Consider the following 22,365-nt stretch of genomic DNA (forward strand, 5'->3'; position numbering starts at 1 on the left):
TGATTTTTTATTTTTTAATCAAAATTTTATGATTTGTTTCTGATTTAAATTTATGGGTTATGGTATAATGAGAAAAATTTTAAGAGAGTAATAAAAAAGAATTTGCAGAAGTTTTCAAGGTGAGGTTTCTGGAGTTGTTTTGAGTTTTGTTTTTTTCATTATATTTCATAAGAAAGGTTTGACATATTTATGAGCAGAAGAGAGTTTCTTGAGGTTTTACGGGGACAGCTGTCCGGACAGATGACCCAGGGGAGAGCTGCGGCTCATGTGCGGTATTATGAGGATTACATTCAGTCTCAGGTCCGGAACGGTCGAAGTGAATCAGATGTTCTGGCAGAACTGGGGGATCCCAGGCTGATCGCCAAGACTTTGATCGATACAGATGACAGTGCAGCTGTTTATGATGAGTCTGGTTATTCTGAAGAGAGCTACGGTGCAGATGATTATGCGGATAATGGGACGGAGAGCAGTGCCGGAAAGGCAAGAAGCTTTAAACTGGATCTGAGCACATGGTATGGGAAGGCAATCGTGATCGCCATTGCAGCGTTAATTGTGATACTTTTAACAACTGTTTTGGTGGCAGTTGCTCCATTTTTGATAATTTTTGGTATAGTTTTGTATTTAATATCCTGGTACAGGAAGAAAAAAGTGTAATTGTTCCACAACAGCTGTGAATTAAAGACAATTTCCGTGTAATGAAATGGATTGCTTGTGAAAAAAGTATTTATAAGATTTGCATAAAAAATATGTGTTTGGTCTTGATTTATAGTGGATTTTACTGTATAATCTGGGTTAACAAGTTGAGATTGTGTCTGTTTTGTATAAAAACAGATGATGCCATTGAGAAGAGAGAACGGCAGAAGATATGCATCTAAGGATGCGTTATTTTCTGCCGATTTTTTTATCTGTTTTTTATGGAAGGTGATCAGAATGGATTGCCTTATTGAGGCGCGGTAAAATGTATAAAATAGATAAAAAAATAATTATTATTAAATGATAATTGTATAAAATAAATAAAGAAATATTGAAAAATAAGAAAATAATTGTTGATTATATGCAAGAAATGTGTTATCATTTGGTAAAAAGTTGGTAAAGATAACAAACACGCAAATACAAAGGAGGGTAGTGGGAGGGCATTTTTGACAGCAGAACGTAAATGAGAGTTTTGCTTAATGTATTGGGGTAATTGCTGGAAGATATAACGGAAATGTTTTTCAGCAGAATGTGTAATGAGCAACATGATCAGCACTGTCAGGAGGACAGAGATATCGTGATGATGCAGCTGATCGGTAGTACGTAAATTTATGAAAAGCAGGTGATATACAATGAAAAGTAAAAAATCTTTTTTCAGGACAGTGGAGCCTTATCTCTATCTGGTTCCTGTAATGATCCTTTTTATACTGTTTGTATTCTGGCCGTTCGTTAAGACGATCCAGCTGAGCTTTGCCAGAACCACACCTCTTGGTCAGGTGGCACAGTATGTAGGACTTGACAACTATACGAATATTTTTACAGATGGAACGTTCCTTAACAGTTTGGTGACAACACTGAAATTTTCTGTTATGCGAGTTATCCTTTCTATTGTGCTCGGTTTTATACTGGCGATCATCAGTACAGAGAAGATCAGGGCAAAGGGATTTTTCCGTACTGTATATGCACTTCCGATGGCTATTTCCGCAGCAGCGGCATCTGTAGTGTTCATGTTTATTTTCCACAGCTCTCTGGGTATCCTGAACAGGGCTCTCGGAACTCATATCGGATGGCTGACAGATAAGAAATATGCACTGATCGCAGTTACGATCGTTAGTGTATGGATGGCGATCGGTATGAATTTCATTTACCTTACTGCAGCGATCCAGAGTGTACCGGCTGAGCTTTATGAGAGCGTTGCCCTGGATGGAGCGAATTTCTTCCAGAAGCACCGTCATGTAACGATTCCGTCAATCTCTCCGACACTGTTCTTCCTTCTCATCATCAATGTCATCAACTCCGTACAGGCATACGCAGAGTTCAAGATGATGACCCAGGGCGGACCGGCAGAGAGTACCAACGTTATCGTGTATGAGATTTACCAGGAGGCATTTATCAACAGCCGTTTCGGTGTGGCCTGTTCAGAATCCGTAATTCTGTTTGTTATTTTGATCATCCTGACTGCACTGCAGTTTAGACTGGAAAAGAAGGTGACCTACTGATGAAAGAAAAACCATATGTAAAAGTGGCGATGTATGCGCTGAATATTATTTTTGCAATTATTATTATTGTTCCTGTTATCTACTGTTTCAATGTTAGTATGATGGATCTGAAGGAGATCTACGGCGGAAAGTTCTGGCCGTCCCATCTGACTATCGAGAACTACACAAGAGCATTTCAGCTTGCACCGTTCTTTACCTTCATTAAGAACTCACTGATCGTATCCGGTGTTATCACATTTGCTCAGGTCGTTACAGGTGCTCTTGCAGCATATGCTTTTGCAATGATGGAGTTCAAAGGCAAAAAGGTCCTGTTCTATATTATGCTGGCAACCATGATGATCCCGAGCCAGGCGATCATCATCGCAAACTACCTGACTATTGCTGACTGGGGTATCCGTAATACATACGCAGCGCTGATCCTTCCTAATGCAGCAGCAGCTTTTGCGGTATTCAACATGCGTCAGGCATTCCTGACACTGCCGAAGGAGATCCATGAGGCGGCAGAGATTGACGGATGTACAAATTTCAAGTTCTTATATACCATCGGTGTTCCGCTTATCAAACCATCACTGGGTGCTCTGATCATCTATGTATTCCTTCAGAGCTGGAACTACTATCTGTGGCCACTGCTTGTAACAGACAGTGTAAATATGAGAACGGTTCAGATCGGTCTTGGTATGCTTCAGGGGGCTGAGGCAACAGACTTCCGACCGGTTATGGCTGGCGCTATGGTTATCCTGATTCCGTCGATCCTTGTATTTATCATTGGTCAGAAGCAGATGATCAGTGGTCTGACAGCAGGTGCTGTTAAGGGTTGATCCAATCACATAAGAGCAAGTAGCAAAAATGTTAATTTGTCCGACCTGTATTGGGGCGGGTCGGACCATTATAAAAGGAGGGTTTCTATATGAACAACAAAAAATGGATGGCGATTCTTTTAGGAGGAATCATGGCTGCATCTCTGGCAGCTCCGTGCTCAGTAAGTGCAGCTGAGAAAACAACACTTACATTCTGGCATGCAATGGGCGGCACAAACGGTGAGGTGCTTCAGCAGATCGTGGATGATTTCAACGCATCCCAGGATGAGATTGAGATTAAAGCTGAGTATCAGGGAACCTATGATGATACCATCACAAAACTGAAAGCTGCTATGCAGAGTGACTCCGGTCTTCCGGATGTCTGCCAGATGTATGACGTAGGAACAAAGTTCATGTATGACAGTGGTGCTGTCATTCCTGTAGAAGACAAATTTGAGAGCACAGGCTATGATAAGAGCTCTGTTATGGAGGTTATCAGCAGCTACTATACCGTAGACGGCAAGCAGTATGCAATGCCATTTAACGTATCCACACCTATGCTGTATTACAACAAAGACGTATTTGAGGCAGCAGGACTTGATCCTGAAACTCCGCCAACAACTTATGATGAGGTTCTTGAGGATGCCAAGAAGATCGTAGAGAGCGGAGCAGCTCCGGTTGGTTATTCACAGGCTATTTACGGATGGTTCTTTGAGCAGCAGCTTGCAGGACTTGGTGTAACATACGGAAACAATGACAATGGACGTAAAGAGGCAGTTACAGCTGTTGATTTTGATTCCAACGGCGGCGGCCTGAAAGTATTTGATATGTGGAAAAAGCTGTATGATTCCGGATATTTCGAAGATTACGGAACAACAACAGCAGATACTCAGACAGCATTCTTCTCCGGACAGGTTGGTATGATCATCGAGTCTACTGCTATCCTGAAAAATGCAGTTGATTCTTCTCCGTTCGAAGTTGGTACAGGATATCTTCCGAGAATCGAGCAGAATGATGAAGGCGGTGTTATCATCGGTGGTGGATCCCTGTGGCTTACAGATACAGGCAACGAAGCTAACGAAGATGCAGCATGGAAATTCATCGAGTACATCACAACTCCTGATGTACAGGCTAAATGGTCCATGGGTACAGGATACTTTGCGATCAACGAGAAAGCTTATGAGACAGAGGATATGAAGGCTTACCTCAAAGAAAACCCGAACTTCGAGACAGCTATCAACCAGCTGAAGGATTCTCCTGTAAACTGCAATACAGCAGGTGTTCTCTCAGGTGTACAGACAGAAGCCCGTCTTACATTCAACGAGATCATGCCGCAGGTATATGATGGCAAGCTTACAACTCAGGACGCTGTTGATCAGCTTGCAGCTTCTGTAAACAAAGCGATCGAGAACTATAACGAGTCTATTAAATAATCAGAATGCCCTCTGATCAGTAGATAGAGCAACAGATAGGGATACCGCCGCTGGGCGCCGGTATCCCTGCTGTTTTACATGCTGTGAGACTACAGATCATGTATATCCGGGGTATAGGATCATATGAAAAACTGCGTAGTGAGACGGACGGAGTGAGTCCGGCTGACTAGACAGCTTTCGAATGGAGTGAGTGTGGCCTGCGGCGTTCGTGCAGGGTAAAATGGAAGGATGCGCTATTGGCGTTATCACCGGCAGAAAATAATGTTACAACAGGAAAGGAGCAAATTTATGGGCGGAATTCTCGGAGCATGTAATGCAATATCGGATTATTTGCACACTTTAAATATGGGATCGACGCTGTTTCGGCTGATCCTTGCGATGTTTCTTGGATGTCTGATCGGTATTGATCGTGGAATGAAGAAGCGTGTGGCAGGTGTAAAAACACATATGATCGTCTGTATGGGGGCAACTCTGGTTATGATGACGGGCGATTTTATCCATGTATATTCTAATGGGGCAGGAATCGGAGATACTGCACGACTTGGCGCACAGGTTGTCAGCGGGATTGGTTTTCTTGGAGTGGGAACCATCATTGTGACCGGACAGAGACATGTATCCGGTCTTACGACAGCAGCCAGTCTTTGGACTTCAGCGTGTATCGGACTTGCTGTGGGGATCGGCTTTTACAGCGGTGCGATCTTTACCACGTTGGGGCTTATTCTGGTGTTCAAATATGCGAAATATATAGAGGTTTATGTGGAAGAGCATTCCAATACCTATGACGTATATATGGAGTTTGAAAATGAAGACAAGATGAGTATGGTCATAAAGAAGCTCCGGGAAGAGGACATCCTGATCTCCAACGTAGTTATCATCAAAAAGAGATCCAAAACACAGAGTGTGGTGATCCAGGCAACAATGGAAGCTGCCAAATGGAAAGCACGCCATACTGTATTTCGTGAGGTAAGACAGCAGGAAGGAGTTATTTCTGTGGAGGAAATATGATCGGGAATCGGGAATACAATGAAACTTATCATGTTTTTGAGAAAGTTAAGAGCATGTTAAAGAAAAAACGATGTATTTTACGAAAAATGCACTTGAAATACGAAGAATAGTCTGATATAATGAATTCAAAGTGAAGAAGGAATCTGATTCAGCTTGCTGAATACAGAGAATGCCATTGAGAACAGAGACCGGCATGAAGACACATGGATAAGTGTGTTTTTATGCCGGCTATTTTTATGCGCAAATGTTAATGTTTCAAAAGGATTACAAGGGTTACAAAGGGTTACGGCATAAAAATAATGGCATATTCACTTGAAAGATTGCTGTTCGTAAGCAGTACTCCTCGCAGAATATATACCTGCGGACGGCAATGCTTGTGTTGCAACGGATATTCTGCTGTTTCCGGCGCAGAGAAAGCCGGGGACAGTTCAGAAGATCCGCAAACAGGAAAGGAGAAACAGATCTATGTATGATGTGATCATTATCGGAGCAGGAGTTTCCGGAGCGGCAGCGGCGAGAGAGCTTTCAAGATATCGGCTGAAAATCTGCGTTCTGGAGCGAGAAGAGGATGTATGCTGTGGAACTTCCAAGGCAAACAGCGGAATCGCTCATTCCGGTTATGATGCAGAACCGGGAAGCCTTATGGCGGAACTGAATGTGAAGGGCAGCAATATGATGGGACAGCTTTCGAAGGAACTGGATTTTCCTTTTAAACAGACTGGTTCACTGACTGTCTGTACGACTGAGAATGGAATCGCCATGCTGCATAAGCTGCGTGAAAGAGGACTGAAAAACGGAGTAGAGGGACTGAGGATCCTTGACAGAGAAGAGGCACTTGCCATGGAGCCGAATCTGTCTGATCAGGTGCTGGCAGCGCTGTATGCACCGACAGCCGGAATTGTCTGTCCCTTTGAGCTGAACATTGCAATGGCAGAGAATGCATATAACAATGGTGTGGAATTTAAATTTGACACAGAAGTAAAGAACATCCGAAAACAGGAAAAAGGTTTTGTTGTGGAAACCTCAAAGGGTGATCTTGAGACAGGCTGTATCGTCAATGCTGCCGGTGTCTATGCGGATGTTTTTCATAATATGGTAAGTGAGAAAAAACTGCATATCACTCCTCGTAAGGGTGAGTATATGCTTCTTGATAAAAGTGCAGGAACACATGTGAATCATACGATCTTTGCACTTCCAAATAAGAACGGAAAAGGAGTTCTGGTAACACAGACTGTTCACGGTAATCTTCTGATCGGGCCTACAGCTACGGATCTGGAGGATCGGGAGGAAACAGCGACTACATCAGAGGGGATGGAGGAAGTAAGTGCCAAATCCCGGAAAACAGTAAAGGATATTCCACTGCGGAAGGTGATCACAAGCTTTGCAGGGCTTCGAGCTATCGAGGACGGTATGGATTTTGTGATCGAAGAGGTGGAGGATGCTCCCGGATTTATCGATTGTGCAGGAATCGCATCCCCGGGACTTACCAGCTCACCGGCCATTGGCTGTATGGTTGCTGATATCGTAAAAGAAAAATTACATCCGGAAGTAAATCCGGATTTTGATCCGGTGAGAAAAGGGATCCTGGATCCGTCAGAGCTTTCTCTGGAAGAAAGAAATGAGCTGATCAAAAGATCACCGGAATATGGAAATATCATCTGCAGATGTGAGATGATCTCTGAGGGAGAGATCCTGGATGCGATCCGAAGACCTCTTGGAGCGAAATCCCTGGACGGAGTAAAACGTCGTACAAGAGCAGGAATGGGAAGATGTCAGTCAGGCTTCTGCTCTCCCAGAACAATGGAAATCCTCAGCCGAGAGCTTGGCATTTCCATGGAGGAGATCACAAAAACAGGCGGAGCTTCCAGACTGATCGAAGGAATCAACAAGAAAATTGCAGAGGAGGGCGAGAACCATGAATGATAAGATTATGGTGAAGAGAGATATCGTGATCATAGGCGGAGGCCCTGCAGGACTGGCAGCAGCCCTGGCTGCAAAGAAAGAGGGAGCAGAGAGTATCCTGATCCTGGAACGTGATAAGGAACTGGGCGGGATCCTGAATCAGTGTATCCATAATGGATTTGGCCTTCATACATTTCAGGAGGAGCTGACAGGACCGGAATATGCGGCACGTTTTATCCGGATGGTAAAAGAGCAGCAGATCGAGTACCGGCTGAACACCATGGTCATGGATATCAGCCAGGATAAGGTGATCACTGCCATGAGCCGCCAGGAGGGAATGTATCAGATCCGGGCAAAAGCTGTGATCCTTGCCATGGGCTGCAGAGAGAGACCGCGAGGTGCACTGAACATTCCGGGATATCGACCGGCAGGCATTTATTCAGCAGGAACAGCACAGCGCCTTGTAAATATGGAAGGATTTATGCCGGGAAAAAAAGTAGTGATCCTGGGATCCGGTGATATCGGACTGATCATGGCCAGACGTATGACGCTGGAAGGTGCAGAGGTTAAGGCAGTGGCAGAACTGATGCCATATTCCGGAGGCCTGAAGCGAAATATCGTGCAGTGCCTGGATGACTTTGGAATCCCGTTGAAGCTTAGCCATACAGTGGTTGACATAAAAGGAAAAGAACGTGTGGAAGGAATCACTCTTGCAGAGGTAGACGAAAACAGACGCCCGATTCCCGGTACAGAGGAATTTTTTGAATGCGATACGCTTCTTCTTTCTGTTGGTCTGATCCCGGAGAATGAGCTTTCCGGACAGGCAGGTGTGAAGCTGAGTAATGTGACTTCTGGACCGGTGGTAAACGAAAGTCTGGAGACAAATGTAGAAGGTATTTTTGCCTGCGGAAATGTTCTTCATGTTCATGATCTGGTGGATTTTGTTTCGGAGGAAGCCGGCAATGCAGGAAGAAATGCGGCTCTCTATATAAACAACAATGGAGAGGACAAAATACCGGAAGAGATAAAAATCACGCTTTCGCCCCAAAACGGAGTCCGCTATACAGTGCCGTCTGAGATCCGTATCGGTCATATGGCGGAGGAGCAGCTGGTCCGCTTCCGTGTGGGAAATGTATATAAAAATTGTTACATCCGTGCATATCTGGATGGAGAACGGATCTTTTCCAGAAAAAAACAGGTGGCAGCACCCGGAGAGATGGAACAGATCAAATTGAAAAAAGAGCAGCTTCTTTCCATTCTGGAAGGAAAACAGAAACAGGATAAACATGAACTTGTGATCCAGGTGGAGGAGTGATGAAAATGGAAAAAAGAAATCTTACTTGTATCGGATGTCCTATGGGATGCGCCCTTCTGGTGGAAATGGATGGAAAAGAGATCATTTCCGTCACAGGAAATACCTGTAAAAAAGGTGCGGAATATGCAGTGAAGGAAGTGACAGATCCGACCAGGATCGTGACAACGACCGTGCGTGTGAAGAATGGAAGCATGCCGGTGGTGTCAGTAAAGACAGCACAGGATATTCCGAAAGGAAAGATTTTTGACTGTGTGGAAACGCTGCGGGATGTATGTGTGGAAGCGCCGGTTCAGATCGGGGACGTGATCCTGGAGAATGTAGCAGGCACAGGCGTGGATATCGTGGCTACAGGAAATGTGAAGCAGATCATACAGTGATCTGCAAAGGATATATGGCAATCTGTATGCTTATAATATGTCAGCCCTCCGGCAGACAAAGCGAATAAAATAAACCTGAAAAGGCTTTTTTATCGCTTTGTTTGTCATGAAATAAAATATACAAAATGCACAAAAAATATTAGTGCTTAAAAGAATAATTAATTAAAAAATAACAAAAAAATATATAAGAATCGATAAAAAATGTTGAAAATAAATAAACGTTATGATATAATCAGAAATATGAATTAGCAAAAATGCTCATAACGATGTAATGCATTGAATGGAGGATGATTAGAATGAAAGTATTTGGACATCGTGGTTTCAGCGGAGAATATCCGGAGAATACAATGCTGGCGTTTCAGAAGGCTGTGGAGGCTGGCTGCGAGGGAATCGAGCTTGATGTGCAGCTGACCAAGGATCTGGTTCCGGTGATCATGCACGATGAGAAGGTTGACCGTACCACAGATGGAAACGGATATATCTATGATCTTACATATGCTGAGCTGTGTAAACTGGATTGCAGTTATCCGGATAAGTTTGCCGGAAAATTCGGCAGGCTTCAGATTCCGACTCTGAGAGAGTATTTGGAGTGGATGGCAGAGGAGGAAGATCTGATTACAAACATCGAGCTGAAGAACAGTGTTTATTATTATGGTGGTATGGAAGAGAAGGTCATTGATATGATCTGCGAATATGGTCTGGAGGATCGGATCATCCTTTCCTCTTTCAATAACGCATCCATTGTATTGTGCAGACAGAGTGATGAGACTATTGCAGGAGGCTTTCTGGTAGAGAAATATGTGGATAATGCAGGGGTTTATGCAAGAACCTGTGATGTGCAGTATTATCATCCGAATCTGGAATACCTGAAGGAAGAACATGTACGCAGCTGTTCCCAGAATGGGATCGGGGTGAATGTCTGGACTGTAAACGAGGAAGAGGATATGAGAAGGATGAAGAAATGGGGAGTAAACTCCATCATCACCAATTATCCGGACAGAGGAAGAGCAGTGGCAGATGAGGATTGACACTGTAATGCAAAGACGCTTTCTGTAAGGTACATACAGGAGGCAGGCTAAATTTGAAATCTCCGGCAGGAGGGGGTCCTGCTGCAGATCTATATAAGCAAAATAAAAAAACTATAATAATGTATATGGAGGATTTTTACAATGGAGAAAGAAACAAGACCTTTTATTTCCTGGCAGCTTGCAGACGATTTTATGACTGCAGTATTTGAGAAAATGGGAGTTCCAACAGAGGATGCAAGACTTTGCGCTGATGTACTTCTGGAAAGTGACAGACGTGGAATCGAGAGCCATGGCTGCAACCGCTTTAAACCGATCTATATCGACCGTATCAAATCCGGAATCTTAAATCCAGTAACAAAGATCGATATCCTTAAAGAGACACCAACAACTGCAGTTCTCGATGCCAACGATGGTATGGGAATGGTAGCCAGCAAGAAGGCTATGGACATGTGTATTGAAAAAGCACATAAATACGGCATGGGTATGGTTGCAGTCCGTAACTCTTCCCATTATGGAATCGCAGGATATTGGACAGGTCTCGCAGCAAAAGAGAATATGATCGGTATCAGCGGTACCAACGCAAGACCATCCGTTGCACCGACATTTGGTGTTGAGAATATGCTTGGAACCAACCCACTGACATTTAGTATGCCTACAGATGAGCCGTTCCCGTTTACACTGGACTGTGCAACATCTGTTATCCAGAATGGCAAGATCGAATACTACGCACGTATCAACCATGATACTCCTAAGGGTCTTGTTATTTCCAGAGAAGGAGAGGAGCTTACAGATAGTGCAGAGATCCTTAAGAAAATCAGAAGCCAGCAGGCAGCACTTGCTCCTCTCGGTGGATTTGGTGAGACAACCGGAGGATATAAGGGATACGGATACTCTACGGTTGTTGAGATCCTTTCCGCTGCTCTTCAGTCCGGTCTCTTCCTGAAAGCTCTGGATGGTAAGGATGAGGAAGGAAAGATCCGTCCATATCATCTTGGACATTTCTTTATTGCTATCGACACAGAGGCATTTATGGGTGCAGAGGCATTCAAGAAAACATGCGGTGATATCCTGAGAGACCTGAGAGGCTCCGAGAAGGCTCCTGGACAGGAACGTATCTACACAGCAGGCGAGAAGGAATATGATGTATGGATGTATCGTAAGGATAAGGGAGTTCCGGTGACAGAGGCAGTTCAGAAAGAGTTTATCGGACTTCGCGATGAATTCGGACTTACACAGTTCAAATTCCCGTTTGAGAAATAATGTATCTGCAGAAGGGAAGTCCATAGGGGCTTCCCTTCTTTTACCAGAGAAGAAGATTGTCTGAGAATTGTAATACAGCCGGAAATAAAACAGATATATTTGGCAAATGCGTCTGGTCTTTGAAGCAATAAACTGATACAATAAGAATAATATCTTCAAATAATGCGCGGAGATAAAATGATATTGTGTGAACATTGCGGAGGAAGAGAGAAGATGAACAAAGAATTTCTGGACGCGATCGAGGCGAACCCGATCATAGCGGCTGTAAAGGATGAGCAGGGGCTTCAGAACTGTCTGGGCAGGGAGGAGCTTACCGTGATCTTTATCCTGTATGGAGATATCCGTTCTATTGGGGGAATTGTGGAGCGGATCCACCAGGCGGGGAAGATCGCGATGGCACATATAGACCTGATCACAGGTTTAAGCTCAAAAGAGGTTTCTGTGGATTATATTTGTAAAAATATCCATGCAGATGGGATCATTTCAACAAAAGCATCCATGATCAACAGGGCGAAGAAACTTGGAATGTATACAGTTCTGCGTTTTTTTCTTATTGATTCCATGGCAATCAAGAACATTGAGAATCTGGGAAATCAGCATGAGCAGCTGCCGGATGTGGTAGAGGTTCTGCCGGGGCTGATGCCGAAGATTCTTAAACAGATATGTAAAACAAGCAAGGTGCCTGTGATCGCAGGCGGTTTGATCTCCGATAAGGAGGATGTGATGGGAGCTCTGGGTGCGGGGGCAGCAGCGGTTTCCACTACAAATCAGAAGGTATGGGAATTATGAGGCTGCAGAGGCATTGAGCCGCAGCCAAGAAATGTATTGGAGGATTTTTATATGGCAAAATATGTTATGGCGCTGGATTCCGGAACGACCAGTAACCGCTGTATTCTTTTTGATGAAAGCGGAAGGATCCGCAGTGTGGCGCAGAAGGAGTTTATCCAGCATTTTCCGAAACCGGGATGGGTAGAGCATGATGCAGGTGAGATCTGGTCCACACAGCTTTCTGTTGCCAGAGAGGCTATGAACCAGATTGAGGCAACGGCAGAAGATATTGCAGCAATCGGTATCACCAATCAGAGAGAGACTACTATTGTCTGGGATAAGAATACGGGACAGCCGGTTTATCATGCCATCGTATGGCAGTGCAGAAGAACTTCAGAATACTGCGACAGCCTGAAAGCGAGGGGACTGGAAGAAAAATTTCGTCAGAAAACAGGACTTGTTATCGATGCGTATTTTTCAGCCACCAAGGTAAAATGGATCCTGGATAATGTGGAAGGTGCCCGCGAAAGAGCAGAGAAGGGTGAGCTTCTGTTTGGTACCGTGGAGACCTGGCTGATCTGGAAGCTGACCAAGGGAGCTGTTCATGTAACAGATTATTCCAATGCGTCCAGAACCATGATGTTCAACATCAATACACTGGAGTGGGATGATGAGATCCTTGAGGAGCTTGATATTCCGAAATGCATGCTCCCGCAGGTAAAAGAGTCCAGTGAGATTTATGGTGAGACAGATCCGTCCTTTTTCGGTGGAAGGATCCCGGTAGCCGGTGCTGCCGGGGACCAGCAGGCGGCGCTGTTCGGACAGGCCTGCTTTGAGAAAGGTGAAACCAAGAATACATATGGAACCGGTGGCTTTCTTCTGATGAATGCAGGAGATAAACCGGTATTTTCCAATAACGGGCTGGTTACAACCATCGGATGGGGACTTAACGGAGAGATCACTTATGTTCTGGAGGGATCCGTATTTGTGGCTGGTGCTGCGATCCAGTGGCTTCGTGATGAGCTTCATCTGGTGGATTCTGCATCGGATACCGAGTATTTTGCGGGAAAGGTACCGGATGCAAACGGCTGCTACGTCGTGCCTGCATTTACAGGACTTGGAGCTCCTTACTGGGATCAGTATGCCCGTGGCACGATCGTGGGATTGACCCGTGGTGTAAATAAGTATCATATTGTGCGTGCGACTTTGGAATCACTTGCATATCAGGTCAATGATGTGCTGGAGGTTATGAAGGAAGATGCAGGAAGTGACCTTGCAGTTCTTCGTGTAGACGGCGGAGCAAGTGCAAACAACCTTCTTCTGCAGATCCAGGCCAATATCAGTAATGTGGCTGTAGAACGTCCGGAATGTATTGAGACAACTGCTCTTGGTGCCGCATATCTTGCAGGTCTTGCTGTGGGATTCTGGGAAAGCAAGGAGGCAGTACTGGAAAGCCGTGATGTGGAACGTATTTTCCGCACGGAGATCGATGACGAGAAGCGAAATGCCATGGTAAAAGGCTGGAGAGCTGCAGTAGGCTGCTCCAGAGACTGGATCAAAAAGATCCAGTAAAAGATAAAAAAGAAAAGTCATGCAGCGGGACCGGATGAAAATGTCCTGTGCATGGCTTTTTTGCGTTTCCGGAATGTCACAGACAGACCGGCATATAAGCGATCGCGGAACAGATCCGCCGGAGCTTACAGAGTGGTCAGATTGATCCTGTAATCGTCGGAACCCTCTCCGTCAGCAGTGTAGTAAGCTGCTCTTTCTTCTGCATTTACATAGATGTGGAGCTCTTTGCCTTTCAGGCCCTTTGCTTCTGCATCTTTCTTAACAGCTGCCTCAAGGTCGGCAACTGTGATGGATGTCTCAAAAATTTCAAGTGTGATGCCGCTGATCTTATGATTTTTTACAGTGTTCTTAACTTCTTCTACTACTTCTGGTGCCTTGGCTGCTACAGTCTCTGTTGCCTTTTTGACTGCTTTAACGGTTTTTTCAGCTGCAGGTGTTTTTTCAATCTTTTCTACAGTTGATTTCACGGTAGCTTTGGCCTTGGTGGTTGCGCTCTTCAGGTTGCTTGTTCTGCTGTTTCTTCTTTTTTCCATAATGGAACACTCCCTTCCACATATTTCGCTGACAGAACGGATCTGCCGGAATATGTACCTGTTTACAGTAGCATGAATCCGGTGGAAAGTCAAATTTTTGCTTGGGTGTTGCATTTCCGGCAGTTGTCGTATAAACTGGATTACAGAGAAAATCAGACAGGGGTACAGAGATTGAAGAATATTCAGGAAGATATTAAAACAGGAAAATTTAAGCAGGCATATCTCCTTTACGGTGAGGAAGCCTATCTGAAACAACAATATAAAAGAAATCTGGTGAAGGCTCTGAACCCGGACGATGATACCATGAATTTTACCAGATATGAGGGGAAGGGGATCGATGTCCGGGAGCTTTTGAGTCTTTGTGATACCATGCCCTTTTTTGCAGAGCGAAGAGTAGTCCTTCTTGAGGATACGGGATTCTTTAAGAACAAATGCGAGGAACTGGCAGATTATATGAAAGCTCTGCCTGATTATCTGTATCTAGTGTTCTGCGAGTCTGAAGTAGATAAAAGAAGCCGTATGTACAAGGCGGTAAAAGCCTGCGGCAGCATCGGGGAATTTAAACAGCAGGATGAAAAGACTCTTATGCGGTGGGCAGCAGGGATCCTCGGAAAAAATGGCCGCAGGATTACCCAGAAAGATGTGGAGCTTCTGCTGACCATGACGGGAACAGATATGGGAAATATAAGGATGGAGCTGGAAAAGCTGATCTCCTATACGGTCGGAAGAGATGTTGTGACGGCTGCAGATATCCAGGCTGTCTGTACCACGCAGACAACCAATAAGATCTTTGATATGGTGCGTGCGGTGACGGAGAAGAACCAGAAGCGGGCCCTGGATCTGTACTATGACCTTCTGACTCTTCGGGAACCGCCGATGCGGATATTGTTTCTTTTGGCGAAACAGTTTCGTCAGATCTGCCTGACCAAGAAAATGTCACAGGAGGGTCTTTCTCAGACCGAGATCGCTTCCAAACTGGGAGTACCCTCTTTTGTTGTGCGGAATCTGGCATCCTGTGCCAGATCCTACACTGTGGAAGAGCTGGAGAATGCTGTGCGGGATTTTGTGGATGCGGAAGAGGCGGTAAAGACAGGTACACTTGGAGATGTGCTCAGCGTGGAGCTTCTGATCGTGAAGTATAGCTCGGCGAGAGCAGTGAGAGCCTGAGTTTTACGGAGACGGGTTCTGCCACAGGGTCGCTCCGTTGTCCCTGAGCCATTTTTCGCAGGCTTTATACTCTGGCATCACAGATGCCACCACTGCATAAAAGGCAGGGGAATGATTCATTTCTTTTCTGTGGGAAAGTTCGTGTACTACAACATAATCCAGGACTTTTTCCGGGGCGAAGATCAGCCGCCAGTTGAAATTCAGGTTTCCTTCGCTGGTGCAGCTTCCCCAGCGGGTTTTTTGTTCCCGGATCGTGATACGGCCGTAGGTTACGCCCATTTTTCTGGCGTAGGCTGCGGTTTTTCTTTTGAATATTTTTCTGGCGGATTCCATATAATAACTGCGGCGGAATTCCGAAAGAGGCGGGTTTTCAGCCTGGGGCTGTGCCGGCCTGGAGGCAGAGTGGGAGAGGTGCTTCAGGATCCAGCTTTCTTTCTGGGAGAGAAAACGCTGGATGGTGGAATCTGGCATTGTGTGCGGAGCACGGACAGTCACCTGACCGGAAACGCTGACCTGGATCGCCAGGGTTTTCCGGCTACTGCGGATAATGCGGTAGGGAAAGGGATGAGATATCATAAAAAAACTCCTTTTGGTCAATACAGAAATCTATATACAAAACAGAAATCTATATACAAAAAAGACAGTCGCTGACGGTTCGACTGTCTTTCCTTTTACTTATAAGCTTATAACTAAAATATTCCGTGGTCTATTACGCAATGCTGTTGACAGCTTTGGAAAGACGGGAAATCTTTCTGGCGCAGTTATTTTTGTGATAAACGCCCTTGGATGTAGCTTTGCTGATTGTGGAGATTGCGTCCTTAAGAGCAACCTCTGCAGCTGCCTTATCCTTATTCTCAACTGCTGTCTCAACTTTCTTGATGGAAGTCTTAACTGCAGAACGGATTGCTTTGTTTCTTGCAGCCTTAGTGCTGTTAACTAAGATTCTCTTCTTTGCGGATTTAATGTTAGCCAATTCGTACACCTCCGATTCCTTAAAAATATAATATTAAATTACATTCACAGGAACAGACACGGGCGCTCCTATGAAACATGCTTATATATATTATTATACGTGCACAGGAATGTCAAGATGTTTTTCGCAAAAATTCCAAAAAAATATGCAAAAAATACCAGATGCTGTGTGGAAAAGGGGAAATGATACATATTTATGGGAAAAAGGGGAAATAATAAAAGGGAAAACACCGGAAAAGCTGCAGGCAGCAGCGAAAAAGTCTTTGCAATCTTACAGAAAAAGAGGATGAGAGTATGGCTGGAAGGAGCAGAATCAGAACAGACCTGGCGCTGGAAGCAACGGAACGCTTTCAGGCGGAAAACGTAGAAGTACGTGGAGTAGAGATCAGGGAAAGATACGATGAGGAAAAGGATGTTCGGACTACCGTAGTGCGGATCACAACGGAAAATGGAGCCAGGACCATGGGAAAACCACAGGGGACCTATATTACCATTGAGGCACCGGATCTTTCCGTTCCGGATGAGGATTATCACAGGGAGATCTCGGAAGAGGTGGCACATCATTTGAGGGAGCTGATCGATCTCGGACGGCAGCAGTCGATCCTGGTGGTAGGCCTTGGAAATCAGGAGATTACTGCGGATTCCCTTGGCCCTCGTGCAGTTTCCAATCTTCATATGACAAGGCATGTGATCCGGGAATATGGGCTGAAGAGCAATGAACATATGAAAATGCATCAGATCAGCGGGATCGTTCCGGGTGTGATGGCACAGACCGGAATGGAAACTCTGGAAATTGTTCGGGGTGTTGTTTCTGAGACAAAGCCGGATTTGGTGATCGCCGTAGATGCGCTGGCGGCCAGAAGTACGACAAGACTTAACCGGACGATCCAGATCACGGATACCGGGATCAGTCCGGGCTCCGGCGTGGGGAATCACAGGGAAGGCCTGAATGAAGAAAATCTTTCGGTCCGTGTGATCGGGATCGGTGTTCCGACTGTGGTGGATGCGGCTACTATTGTCCATGATTCCATGGCAGAGCTTCTGGAGGCACTGGAGGAGGATGAGCAGAAGGAGTTTCTGGAAGAAATGATCTCACCGAAGCTTTACACCATGTTTGTAACACCAAAGGATGTGGATGAAACGGTACGATATTTAAGCTTTACCATTTCCGAGGGACTGAATCTGGCTTTTTCCGATAGTCTAATCGAAGAGGACAGGTCATAAAATACCATAAGAGGTGATCGTGGGTGACGAATATCCAGAGGGCTTTCTGCGTGGTTTTGAGCCTGATCTTCCTGGGGGTGGTGGCTGTCCTTCCGGGAGATTTTTTCAGGCATGGTGAGATCTACAGACAGCTGCCGCTGTATTGCTTTCTGGAAAAGAAAGCTCTGCAGAAGGAAAATGGCAGAGACCGGGAAACAGAGATGCTTTTGCAGGAAAAAAACGCAGAGCATCTGGGTGAAGAAGTGGAAGCAGAGAACCGAAAAGAGCAGGAGACGCTGCTGATGGCCGAGGCGGAAGAAGTGGAGAAGAAAGAAGCCCTTCAGAAGAAAGAAGAGCTTCAAAAGAAAAAAGAAATCCAAAAGAAAGAAGCGGAAGAGGCAGAAATGGCAGGGAAAAAATCCTCTGCCGGCAAAAAAAATGAAAAGGAGACTGTTAAGGGAAATACAGAACAGGAAGTTGCTGAGCCAGAAATTACAGAGCCAGGAGGTTCAGAACAGGAAGCTACGGAGCCGGGGGACACAGAACCGGAGACTCCTCCGTCAGAGGAGAACCAATCCGGTGAAAATACTGCGAAGGAACAGGAGACTGTGGCACTGCCACATCCGCAGATTGACTTGTCTCAGGCGAAACTGGCAGATTTTGACTATGTGATGAATCAGTTTTTTATATTGGATTCCAATACGGAAACGAATGCGCAGCAGATCAGTGCGCCCCGTTTTCTGAAGGAGGATCTGTCCGTTAAAAAGGATTCATCGGTACCCCAGATCCTGATCTATCATACCCATTCCCAGGAGGCTTTTGCAGATTCAAGAGAAGGACAGACTGAGGACACCATCGTAGGAGTGGGAGATCATCTTACTGAACTTCTGGAAAAAACATATGGATACCAGGTCATTCATATAACAGATGCCTTTGATATGATGGGAGGAACACTGGACAGGAGCAAGGCTTATGATTATGCCAGGGCATCCATAGAAAAAGTGTTGGAAGAAAATCCCACCATTGAAGTTGTGATCGACCTTCACAGAGATGGTGTGCCGGATGAGCGTCATCTGGTAACGCAGGTGAATGGAAAACCTACTGCTCAGCTGCTTTTTTATAATGGATTAAGCTATACAGTCAGTCAGGGGGCAGTGAGTTATCTGCCCAATCCTTACATAGAAGAGAATCTGGCATTTTCCTTTCAGCTGGAATATCAGGCGGCACAGTATTACCCCGATCTTTACCGGGGGATCTATCTGGCAGGTCTTCGCTATAATCTGCATCTTAAGCCACGGGCCCTGCTTCTGGAGGCCGGAGCACAGACAAATACCGTGGAGGAAGTCCGAAATGCCATGGAACCATTTGCAGATATCTTAAACAGAGTTCTGAAAGGCAGTGACAAAGAAGGCTGAAATATGATATGATAAAGAGCAGTATGGAAAAATATGCGTTCTGAACGCTTTATACGAGAGAAATTTAAGGAGGACTTCCTGAATGATAGACCAGAGTAAAATTCGGAATTTTTGTATCATTGCACATATCGACCATGGCAAGTCAACACTTGCGGACCGTATCATCGAGATGACGGGACTTCTTACAGAGAGGGAAATGCAGGCCCAGGTTCTGGATAACATGGACCTTGAGAGAGAACGAGGAATCACCATCAAATCCCAGGCGGTTCGTATTGTATACAAAGCCAAGGACGGAAATGAGTATATTTTTAACCTGATCGATACCCCGGGACATGTGGACTTTAACTATGAAGTTTCCCGAAGCCTTGCTGCCTGTGACGGAGCGATCCTTGTTGTGGATGCAGCACAGGGAATCGAAGCTCAGACACTTGCCAATGTATATATGGCACTGGACCATGATCTGGATGTGGTTCCGGTGATCAACAAGATCGACCTTCCAAGTGCGGATCCGGAGCGTGTTATCAATGAGATCGAGGATGTGATCGGAATCGAAGCGCAGGATGCACCGCAGATCTCCGCAAAAACAGGACTGAATGTAGACCAGGTCCTGGAGCAGATCGTCAATAAGGTCCCGGCGCCGGCGGGGGATGTGGATGCACCTCTGAAGGCTCTGATCTTCGATTCTGTTTATGACCCTTATAAGGGTGTTATCGTATTTTGCAGAGTGAAGGACGGACGTGTGAAAAAGGGCACGAGGATCCATATGATGGCGACCGGATTCACCACGGAGGTTGTGGAGGTTGGATATTTTGGAGCGGGTCAGTTTATCCCGTGTGACGAGCTGACAGCAGGTATGGTCGGATATATCACAGCCAGCATCAAGAATGTCCGTGATACCCGCGTGGGTGATACGGTAACGGATGCGGACAACCCCTGTGCAGAGGCACTTCCGGGATATAAGAAGGTAAACCCTATGGTTTATTGTGGCCTTTATCCGGCAGATGGTGCCAAGTACGGCGATCTCCGTGACGCGCTGGAGAAGCTTCAGCTCAACGATGCTTCCCTTTATTATGAACCGGAGACATCGGTCGCTCTTGGATTTGGTTTCCGCTGCGGCTTCCTGGGACTTCTTCATCTGGAGATCATCCAGGAGCGTCTGGAGAGAGAGTATAACCTGGATCTTGTAACTACAGCACCGAGTGTTATCTATAAGGTCTATAAAACCAATGGTGAGATCATCGAGCTGACCAATCCCACCAACCTTCCGGATCCTTCAGAGATCGAATACATGGAAGAGCCTATGGTGAAGGCGGAGATCATGGTAACCACAGAGTTCATTGGTGCGATCATGGATCTCTGCCAGGAGAGACGTGGTCAGTATGAAGGCATGGAATATATGGAAGAAACCCGTGCACTCCTGAAATACAGACTGCCGCTGAACGAGATCATTTATGATTTCTTTGATGCACTGAAATCACGTTCCAGAGGTTATGCATCCCTGGATTACGAACTGGACGGATATGAGAGAAGTGAGCTTGTAAAGCTGGATATCCTTGTGAATAAAGAAGAAGTGGATGCTCTTTCCTTTATCGTGCATGCAGATACTGCTTACGAGCGTGGAAGAAAGATGTGTGAGAAGCTGAAAGACGAGATCCCGAGACAGCTCTTTGAGATTCCGATCCAGGCAGCTATCGGAAGCAAGGTCATTGCCAGAGAGACGGTAAGAGCCATGCGTAAAGACGTACTTGCCAAGTGTTACGGTGGAGATATCTCCCGTAAGAAGAAGCTTCTGGAAAAACAGAAGGAAGGTAAGAAACGTATGCGTCAGGTAGGTAACGTGGAGATCCCGCAGAAGGCATTTATGAGTGTCCTGAAGCTGGATGATAAATAGGAGATGACTTTTTGAAAAAAAATATAAAAAAACTGTTTCTGGCAGCAGGACTTCTGGCTATAACAGGAGCTCTGCTTACCGGATGTGGTTCAAAGAAGAAAAATGCAGAAGAGGAAAGTGTGATCAAAATCAGTACAGCGCCGGAACCGACTGCCACTCCTGATCCGAAAACCGTAGATCCGGATGCAGTGACGAGCAATGGAAATCTGACAATGGTCAATGAGTACCTGGCAGAAAACGGCAGTGAGGCATTGGGGATCGATGGCGTGACACCGACACCGGCTGCTTCGGATGGAAGCACGGATAATGCGGATAGTGCCGGTGAAGACACAAGCTCCGATGAGGATAATGATACATCAGGTAGTGGTGGAGAGGAAGGAGCCATGGATGGAGAATGAGGCGAAAAAACCGCTGGAGCTCTATATCCATATTCCGTTTTGTGTAAAAAAATGCGATTACTGTGATTTCCTTTCCGGACCTGCCGGAAAAGAGAGGCAGCGTGAATATTTCCAGGCTCTGGAAAGGGAGATTGCCGCTGTTCCGGATTTTTCGGACAGGGAGATCACCACAGTTTTTATCGGCGGAGGAACACCTTCCGTGCCGGATCCGTCTCTTGTTGGAGAGATGCTGGATCAGATCAGAAATAAGTTTTTTGTGGCCCCGGATGCTGAGATCACCATCGAAGCAAATCCGGGGACTTTATATAAAGAAAAACTTCAGATATATCTGGAACACGGGATCAACCGGCTGAGTCTGGGGCTTCAGTCCCCGCAGAATCGGGAATTAAAGATCCTTGGAAGGATCCATACGTGGGAAGAGTTTCAGGAGAGCTTTTTTATGGCAAGGGATGCAGGCTTTTCCAACATCAATATCGATCTGATGAGTGCCATTCCGGAACAGACCTATGCAGACTGGGAAAAAAATCTCCGCACGGTGGCAGGGCTTTCGCCAGAACATATTTCCGCCTATAGTCTGATCATTGAGGAAGGCACTCCTTTCGGGGAGAGAAAGCTGAAATTGCCGGATGAGGATACGGAGTACCGTATGTATGAGAATACGGCAGGGATCCTGGAGGAATATGGGTTTCATCAGTACGAGATCTCCAATTATGCGAAAGGCGGACGGGAATGCCGTCATAATAAGGGATACTGGCAGAGGATCGATTATCTGGGACTGGGACTTGGGGCGTCTTCACTTCTGGAGCATATGCGTTTTTCCAATACTGCGGATATGAAGGAATATATTGGAAACAGTGCGTTTCCGGATAAGATCCGCCAGAATATGGAAAGCCTTACAGAGGCAGATGAGATGGCTGAGTTTATGTTTCTGGGGCTTCGGATGACAGAGGGCGTTTCAATGGAAGCGTTTGCGAAATATTTCGGAAAAAATATGGAAAACGTTTACGGAGAGGTCCTGAAAAAACATCTGGAGATCGGAATGCTGGAACAAAAAGGAGACAGGATATATCTTTCGAGAAAGGGAATCCATGTGAGCAATGGAGTGATGGCGGATTTTCTGCTGTAGAAAAATTTGTC

Annotated in this window: 22 protein-coding genes; 19 read left to right on the plus strand and 3 right to left on the minus strand. The window is 45.6% G+C overall.

The genetic code is table 11. The features are described 5' to 3' along the window. The first annotated feature begins 189 nt into the window (after positions 1-189). From NCY57_RS05870 to glpK, 12 genes are all read left to right on the plus strand, one after another. Positions 190-654 carry a DUF1700 domain-containing protein gene (locus tag NCY57_RS05870; RefSeq protein ID WP_022426942.1) on the plus strand — a complete coding sequence of 155 codons (465 nt, stop codon included), beginning with the start codon at positions 190-192 and terminating at the stop codon, positions 652-654. Positions 655-1,325: 671 nt separating this feature from the next. Further along, complete coding sequence (locus tag NCY57_RS05875) at positions 1,326-2,192, plus strand: carbohydrate ABC transporter permease (protein WP_022426943.1); 867 nt, start codon at positions 1,326-1,328, stop codon at positions 2,190-2,192. Continuing rightward, entirely contained in the window at positions 2,192-3,010 is an 819-nt protein-coding gene (locus NCY57_RS05880) for a carbohydrate ABC transporter permease (RefSeq protein ID WP_021651865.1), read from the plus strand. The genes NCY57_RS05875 and NCY57_RS05880 overlap by 1 nt, the downstream gene beginning before the upstream one ends. A gap of 89 nt (positions 3,011-3,099) precedes the next feature. Further along, on the plus strand, positions 3,100-4,422 hold the full coding sequence (locus tag NCY57_RS05885; RefSeq protein ID WP_015527452.1) for an ABC transporter substrate-binding protein: 1,323 nt from the start codon (positions 3,100-3,102) through the stop codon (positions 4,420-4,422). Positions 4,423-4,710: 288 nt separating this feature from the next. Continuing rightward, complete coding sequence (locus NCY57_RS05890; RefSeq protein ID WP_015527451.1) at positions 4,711-5,427, plus strand: MgtC/SapB family protein; 717 nt, start codon at positions 4,711-4,713, stop codon at positions 5,425-5,427. Positions 5,428-5,892: 465 nt separating this feature from the next. Further along, positions 5,893-7,350, plus strand: coding sequence for an NAD(P)/FAD-dependent oxidoreductase (locus NCY57_RS05895; RefSeq protein WP_015527449.1), 1,458 nt, complete (start codon positions 5,893-5,895; stop codon positions 7,348-7,350). 7 nt (positions 7,351-7,357) lie between these two features. Then, positions 7,358-8,644, plus strand: a complete 1,287-nt coding sequence (locus NCY57_RS05900) for an NAD(P)/FAD-dependent oxidoreductase (RefSeq protein ID WP_118752936.1) — start codon at positions 7,358-7,360, stop codon at positions 8,642-8,644. Between the two features lie 5 nt (positions 8,645-8,649). Next, positions 8,650-9,021 (plus strand): DUF1667 domain-containing protein, encoded by a 372-nt coding sequence (locus NCY57_RS05905; protein WP_044961717.1) that lies wholly within the window; start codon positions 8,650-8,652, stop codon positions 9,019-9,021. 296 nt (positions 9,022-9,317) lie between these two features. Then, positions 9,318-10,049, plus strand: a complete 732-nt coding sequence (locus NCY57_RS05910; protein ID WP_021976755.1) for a glycerophosphodiester phosphodiesterase — start codon at positions 9,318-9,320, stop codon at positions 10,047-10,049. 141 nt (positions 10,050-10,190) lie between these two features. Then, positions 10,191-11,309: an Ldh family oxidoreductase gene (locus tag NCY57_RS05915; RefSeq protein WP_015527445.1), complete on the plus strand. Its 1,119-nt coding sequence runs from the start codon at positions 10,191-10,193 to the stop codon at positions 11,307-11,309. A 213-nt stretch (positions 11,310-11,522) separates the two neighbouring features. Then, positions 11,523-12,098: a glycerol-3-phosphate responsive antiterminator gene (locus tag NCY57_RS05920; RefSeq protein WP_015527444.1), complete on the plus strand. Its 576-nt coding sequence runs from the start codon at positions 11,523-11,525 to the stop codon at positions 12,096-12,098. Between the two features lie 51 nt (positions 12,099-12,149). Next, a complete protein-coding gene (gene glpK / locus NCY57_RS05925) occupies positions 12,150-13,649 on the plus strand; it encodes a glycerol kinase GlpK (protein WP_015527443.1) in 1,500 nt (499 codons plus the stop codon). Positions 13,650-13,774: 125 nt separating this feature from the next. Here the strand turns inward: glpK and NCY57_RS05930 are convergent, their stop codons facing one another. Then, positions 13,775-14,182 (minus strand): DUF6465 family protein, encoded by a 408-nt coding sequence (locus tag NCY57_RS05930; RefSeq protein ID WP_250789551.1) that lies wholly within the window; start codon positions 14,180-14,182, stop codon positions 13,775-13,777. Positions 14,183-14,353: 171 nt separating this feature from the next. Between NCY57_RS05930 and holA the strand changes: the two genes are divergently transcribed. Next, positions 14,354-15,349, plus strand: a complete 996-nt coding sequence (gene holA / locus NCY57_RS05935; RefSeq protein WP_173733451.1) for a DNA polymerase III subunit delta — start codon at positions 14,354-14,356, stop codon at positions 15,347-15,349. 3 nt (positions 15,350-15,352) lie between these two features. Here the strand turns inward: holA and NCY57_RS05940 are convergent, their stop codons facing one another. Beyond that, a complete protein-coding gene (locus NCY57_RS05940; RefSeq protein WP_022426950.1) occupies positions 15,353-15,925 on the minus strand; it encodes a M48 family metallopeptidase in 573 nt (190 codons plus the stop codon). Between the two features lie 133 nt (positions 15,926-16,058). Then, complete coding sequence (rpsT, locus tag NCY57_RS05945; RefSeq protein ID WP_022426951.1) at positions 16,059-16,322, minus strand: 30S ribosomal protein S20; 264 nt, start codon at positions 16,320-16,322, stop codon at positions 16,059-16,061. A gap of 70 nt (positions 16,323-16,392) precedes the next feature. Here rpsT and NCY57_RS05950 point away from each other — a divergent pair, with 70 nt between their 5' ends. The 6 genes from NCY57_RS05950 to hemW all read left to right on the plus strand — a co-directional run bounded on the left by NCY57_RS05950 (position 16,393) and on the right by hemW (position 22,354). Then, on the plus strand, positions 16,393-16,611 hold the full coding sequence (locus tag NCY57_RS05950) for a hypothetical protein (protein WP_015527439.1): 219 nt from the start codon (positions 16,393-16,395) through the stop codon (positions 16,609-16,611). A 4-nt stretch (positions 16,612-16,615) separates the two neighbouring features. Next, entirely contained in the window at positions 16,616-17,545 is a 930-nt protein-coding gene (gene gpr / locus NCY57_RS05955) for a GPR endopeptidase (protein ID WP_015527438.1), read from the plus strand. A gap of 23 nt (positions 17,546-17,568) precedes the next feature. Next, positions 17,569-18,939: a stage II sporulation protein P gene (locus tag NCY57_RS05960; protein WP_022426952.1), complete on the plus strand. Its 1,371-nt coding sequence runs from the start codon at positions 17,569-17,571 to the stop codon at positions 18,937-18,939. Between the two features lie 82 nt (positions 18,940-19,021). Next, positions 19,022-20,830, plus strand: coding sequence for a translation elongation factor 4 (gene lepA / locus NCY57_RS05965; RefSeq protein ID WP_021651884.1), 1,809 nt, complete (start codon positions 19,022-19,024; stop codon positions 20,828-20,830). A gap of 11 nt (positions 20,831-20,841) precedes the next feature. Further along, positions 20,842-21,228 carry a hypothetical protein gene (locus NCY57_RS05970; RefSeq protein ID WP_021651885.1) on the plus strand — a complete coding sequence of 129 codons (387 nt, stop codon included), beginning with the start codon at positions 20,842-20,844 and terminating at the stop codon, positions 21,226-21,228. Beyond that, positions 21,218-22,354 (plus strand): radical SAM family heme chaperone HemW, encoded by a 1,137-nt coding sequence (hemW, locus tag NCY57_RS05975; RefSeq protein ID WP_110102817.1) that lies wholly within the window; start codon positions 21,218-21,220, stop codon positions 22,352-22,354. The genes NCY57_RS05970 and hemW overlap by 11 nt, the downstream gene beginning before the upstream one ends. Positions 22,355-22,365 lie beyond the last annotated feature (11 nt).

This window comes from Blautia sp. MB18-30, from assembly GCF_023669475.1.
Taxonomy (GTDB): domain Bacteria; phylum Bacillota; class Clostridia; order Lachnospirales; family Lachnospiraceae; genus Blautia_A; species Blautia_A fusiformis.

Coding starts and splice junctions, on each gene's coding strand:
- NCY57_RS05940 (WP_022426950.1), bottom strand. CDS start 15,925: ATGATATCTCATCCCTTTCCCTACCGCATTATCCGCAGTAGCCGGAAA.
- NCY57_RS05900 (WP_118752936.1), top strand. CDS start 7,358: ATGGTGAAGAGAGATATCGTGATCATAGGCGGAGGCCCTGCAGGACTG.
- NCY57_RS05885 (WP_015527452.1), top strand. CDS start 3,100: ATGAACAACAAAAAATGGATGGCGATTCTTTTAGGAGGAATCATGGCT.
- NCY57_RS05870 (WP_022426942.1), top strand. CDS start 190: ATGAGCAGAAGAGAGTTTCTTGAGGTTTTACGGGGACAGCTGTCCGGA.
- NCY57_RS05910 (WP_021976755.1), top strand. CDS start 9,318: ATGAAAGTATTTGGACATCGTGGTTTCAGCGGAGAATATCCGGAGAAT.
- NCY57_RS05905 (WP_044961717.1), top strand. CDS start 8,650: ATGGAAAAAAGAAATCTTACTTGTATCGGATGTCCTATGGGATGCGCC.
- NCY57_RS05930 (WP_250789551.1), bottom strand. CDS start 14,182: ATGGAAAAAAGAAGAAACAGCAGAACAAGCAACCTGAAGAGCGCAACC.
- lepA (WP_021651884.1), top strand. CDS start 19,022: ATGATAGACCAGAGTAAAATTCGGAATTTTTGTATCATTGCACATATC.
- NCY57_RS05880 (WP_021651865.1), top strand. CDS start 2,192: ATGAAAGAAAAACCATATGTAAAAGTGGCGATGTATGCGCTGAATATT.
- hemW (WP_110102817.1), top strand. CDS start 21,218: ATGGAGAATGAGGCGAAAAAACCGCTGGAGCTCTATATCCATATTCCG.
- NCY57_RS05915 (WP_015527445.1), top strand. CDS start 10,191: ATGGAGAAAGAAACAAGACCTTTTATTTCCTGGCAGCTTGCAGACGAT.
- glpK (WP_015527443.1), top strand. CDS start 12,150: ATGGCAAAATATGTTATGGCGCTGGATTCCGGAACGACCAGTAACCGC.
- NCY57_RS05895 (WP_015527449.1), top strand. CDS start 5,893: ATGTATGATGTGATCATTATCGGAGCAGGAGTTTCCGGAGCGGCAGCG.
- NCY57_RS05875 (WP_022426943.1), top strand. CDS start 1,326: ATGAAAAGTAAAAAATCTTTTTTCAGGACAGTGGAGCCTTATCTCTAT.
- gpr (WP_015527438.1), top strand. CDS start 16,616: ATGGCTGGAAGGAGCAGAATCAGAACAGACCTGGCGCTGGAAGCAACG.
- NCY57_RS05890 (WP_015527451.1), top strand. CDS start 4,711: ATGGGCGGAATTCTCGGAGCATGTAATGCAATATCGGATTATTTGCAC.
- NCY57_RS05950 (WP_015527439.1), top strand. CDS start 16,393: ATGAAACATGCTTATATATATTATTATACGTGCACAGGAATGTCAAGA.
- NCY57_RS05920 (WP_015527444.1), top strand. CDS start 11,523: ATGAACAAAGAATTTCTGGACGCGATCGAGGCGAACCCGATCATAGCG.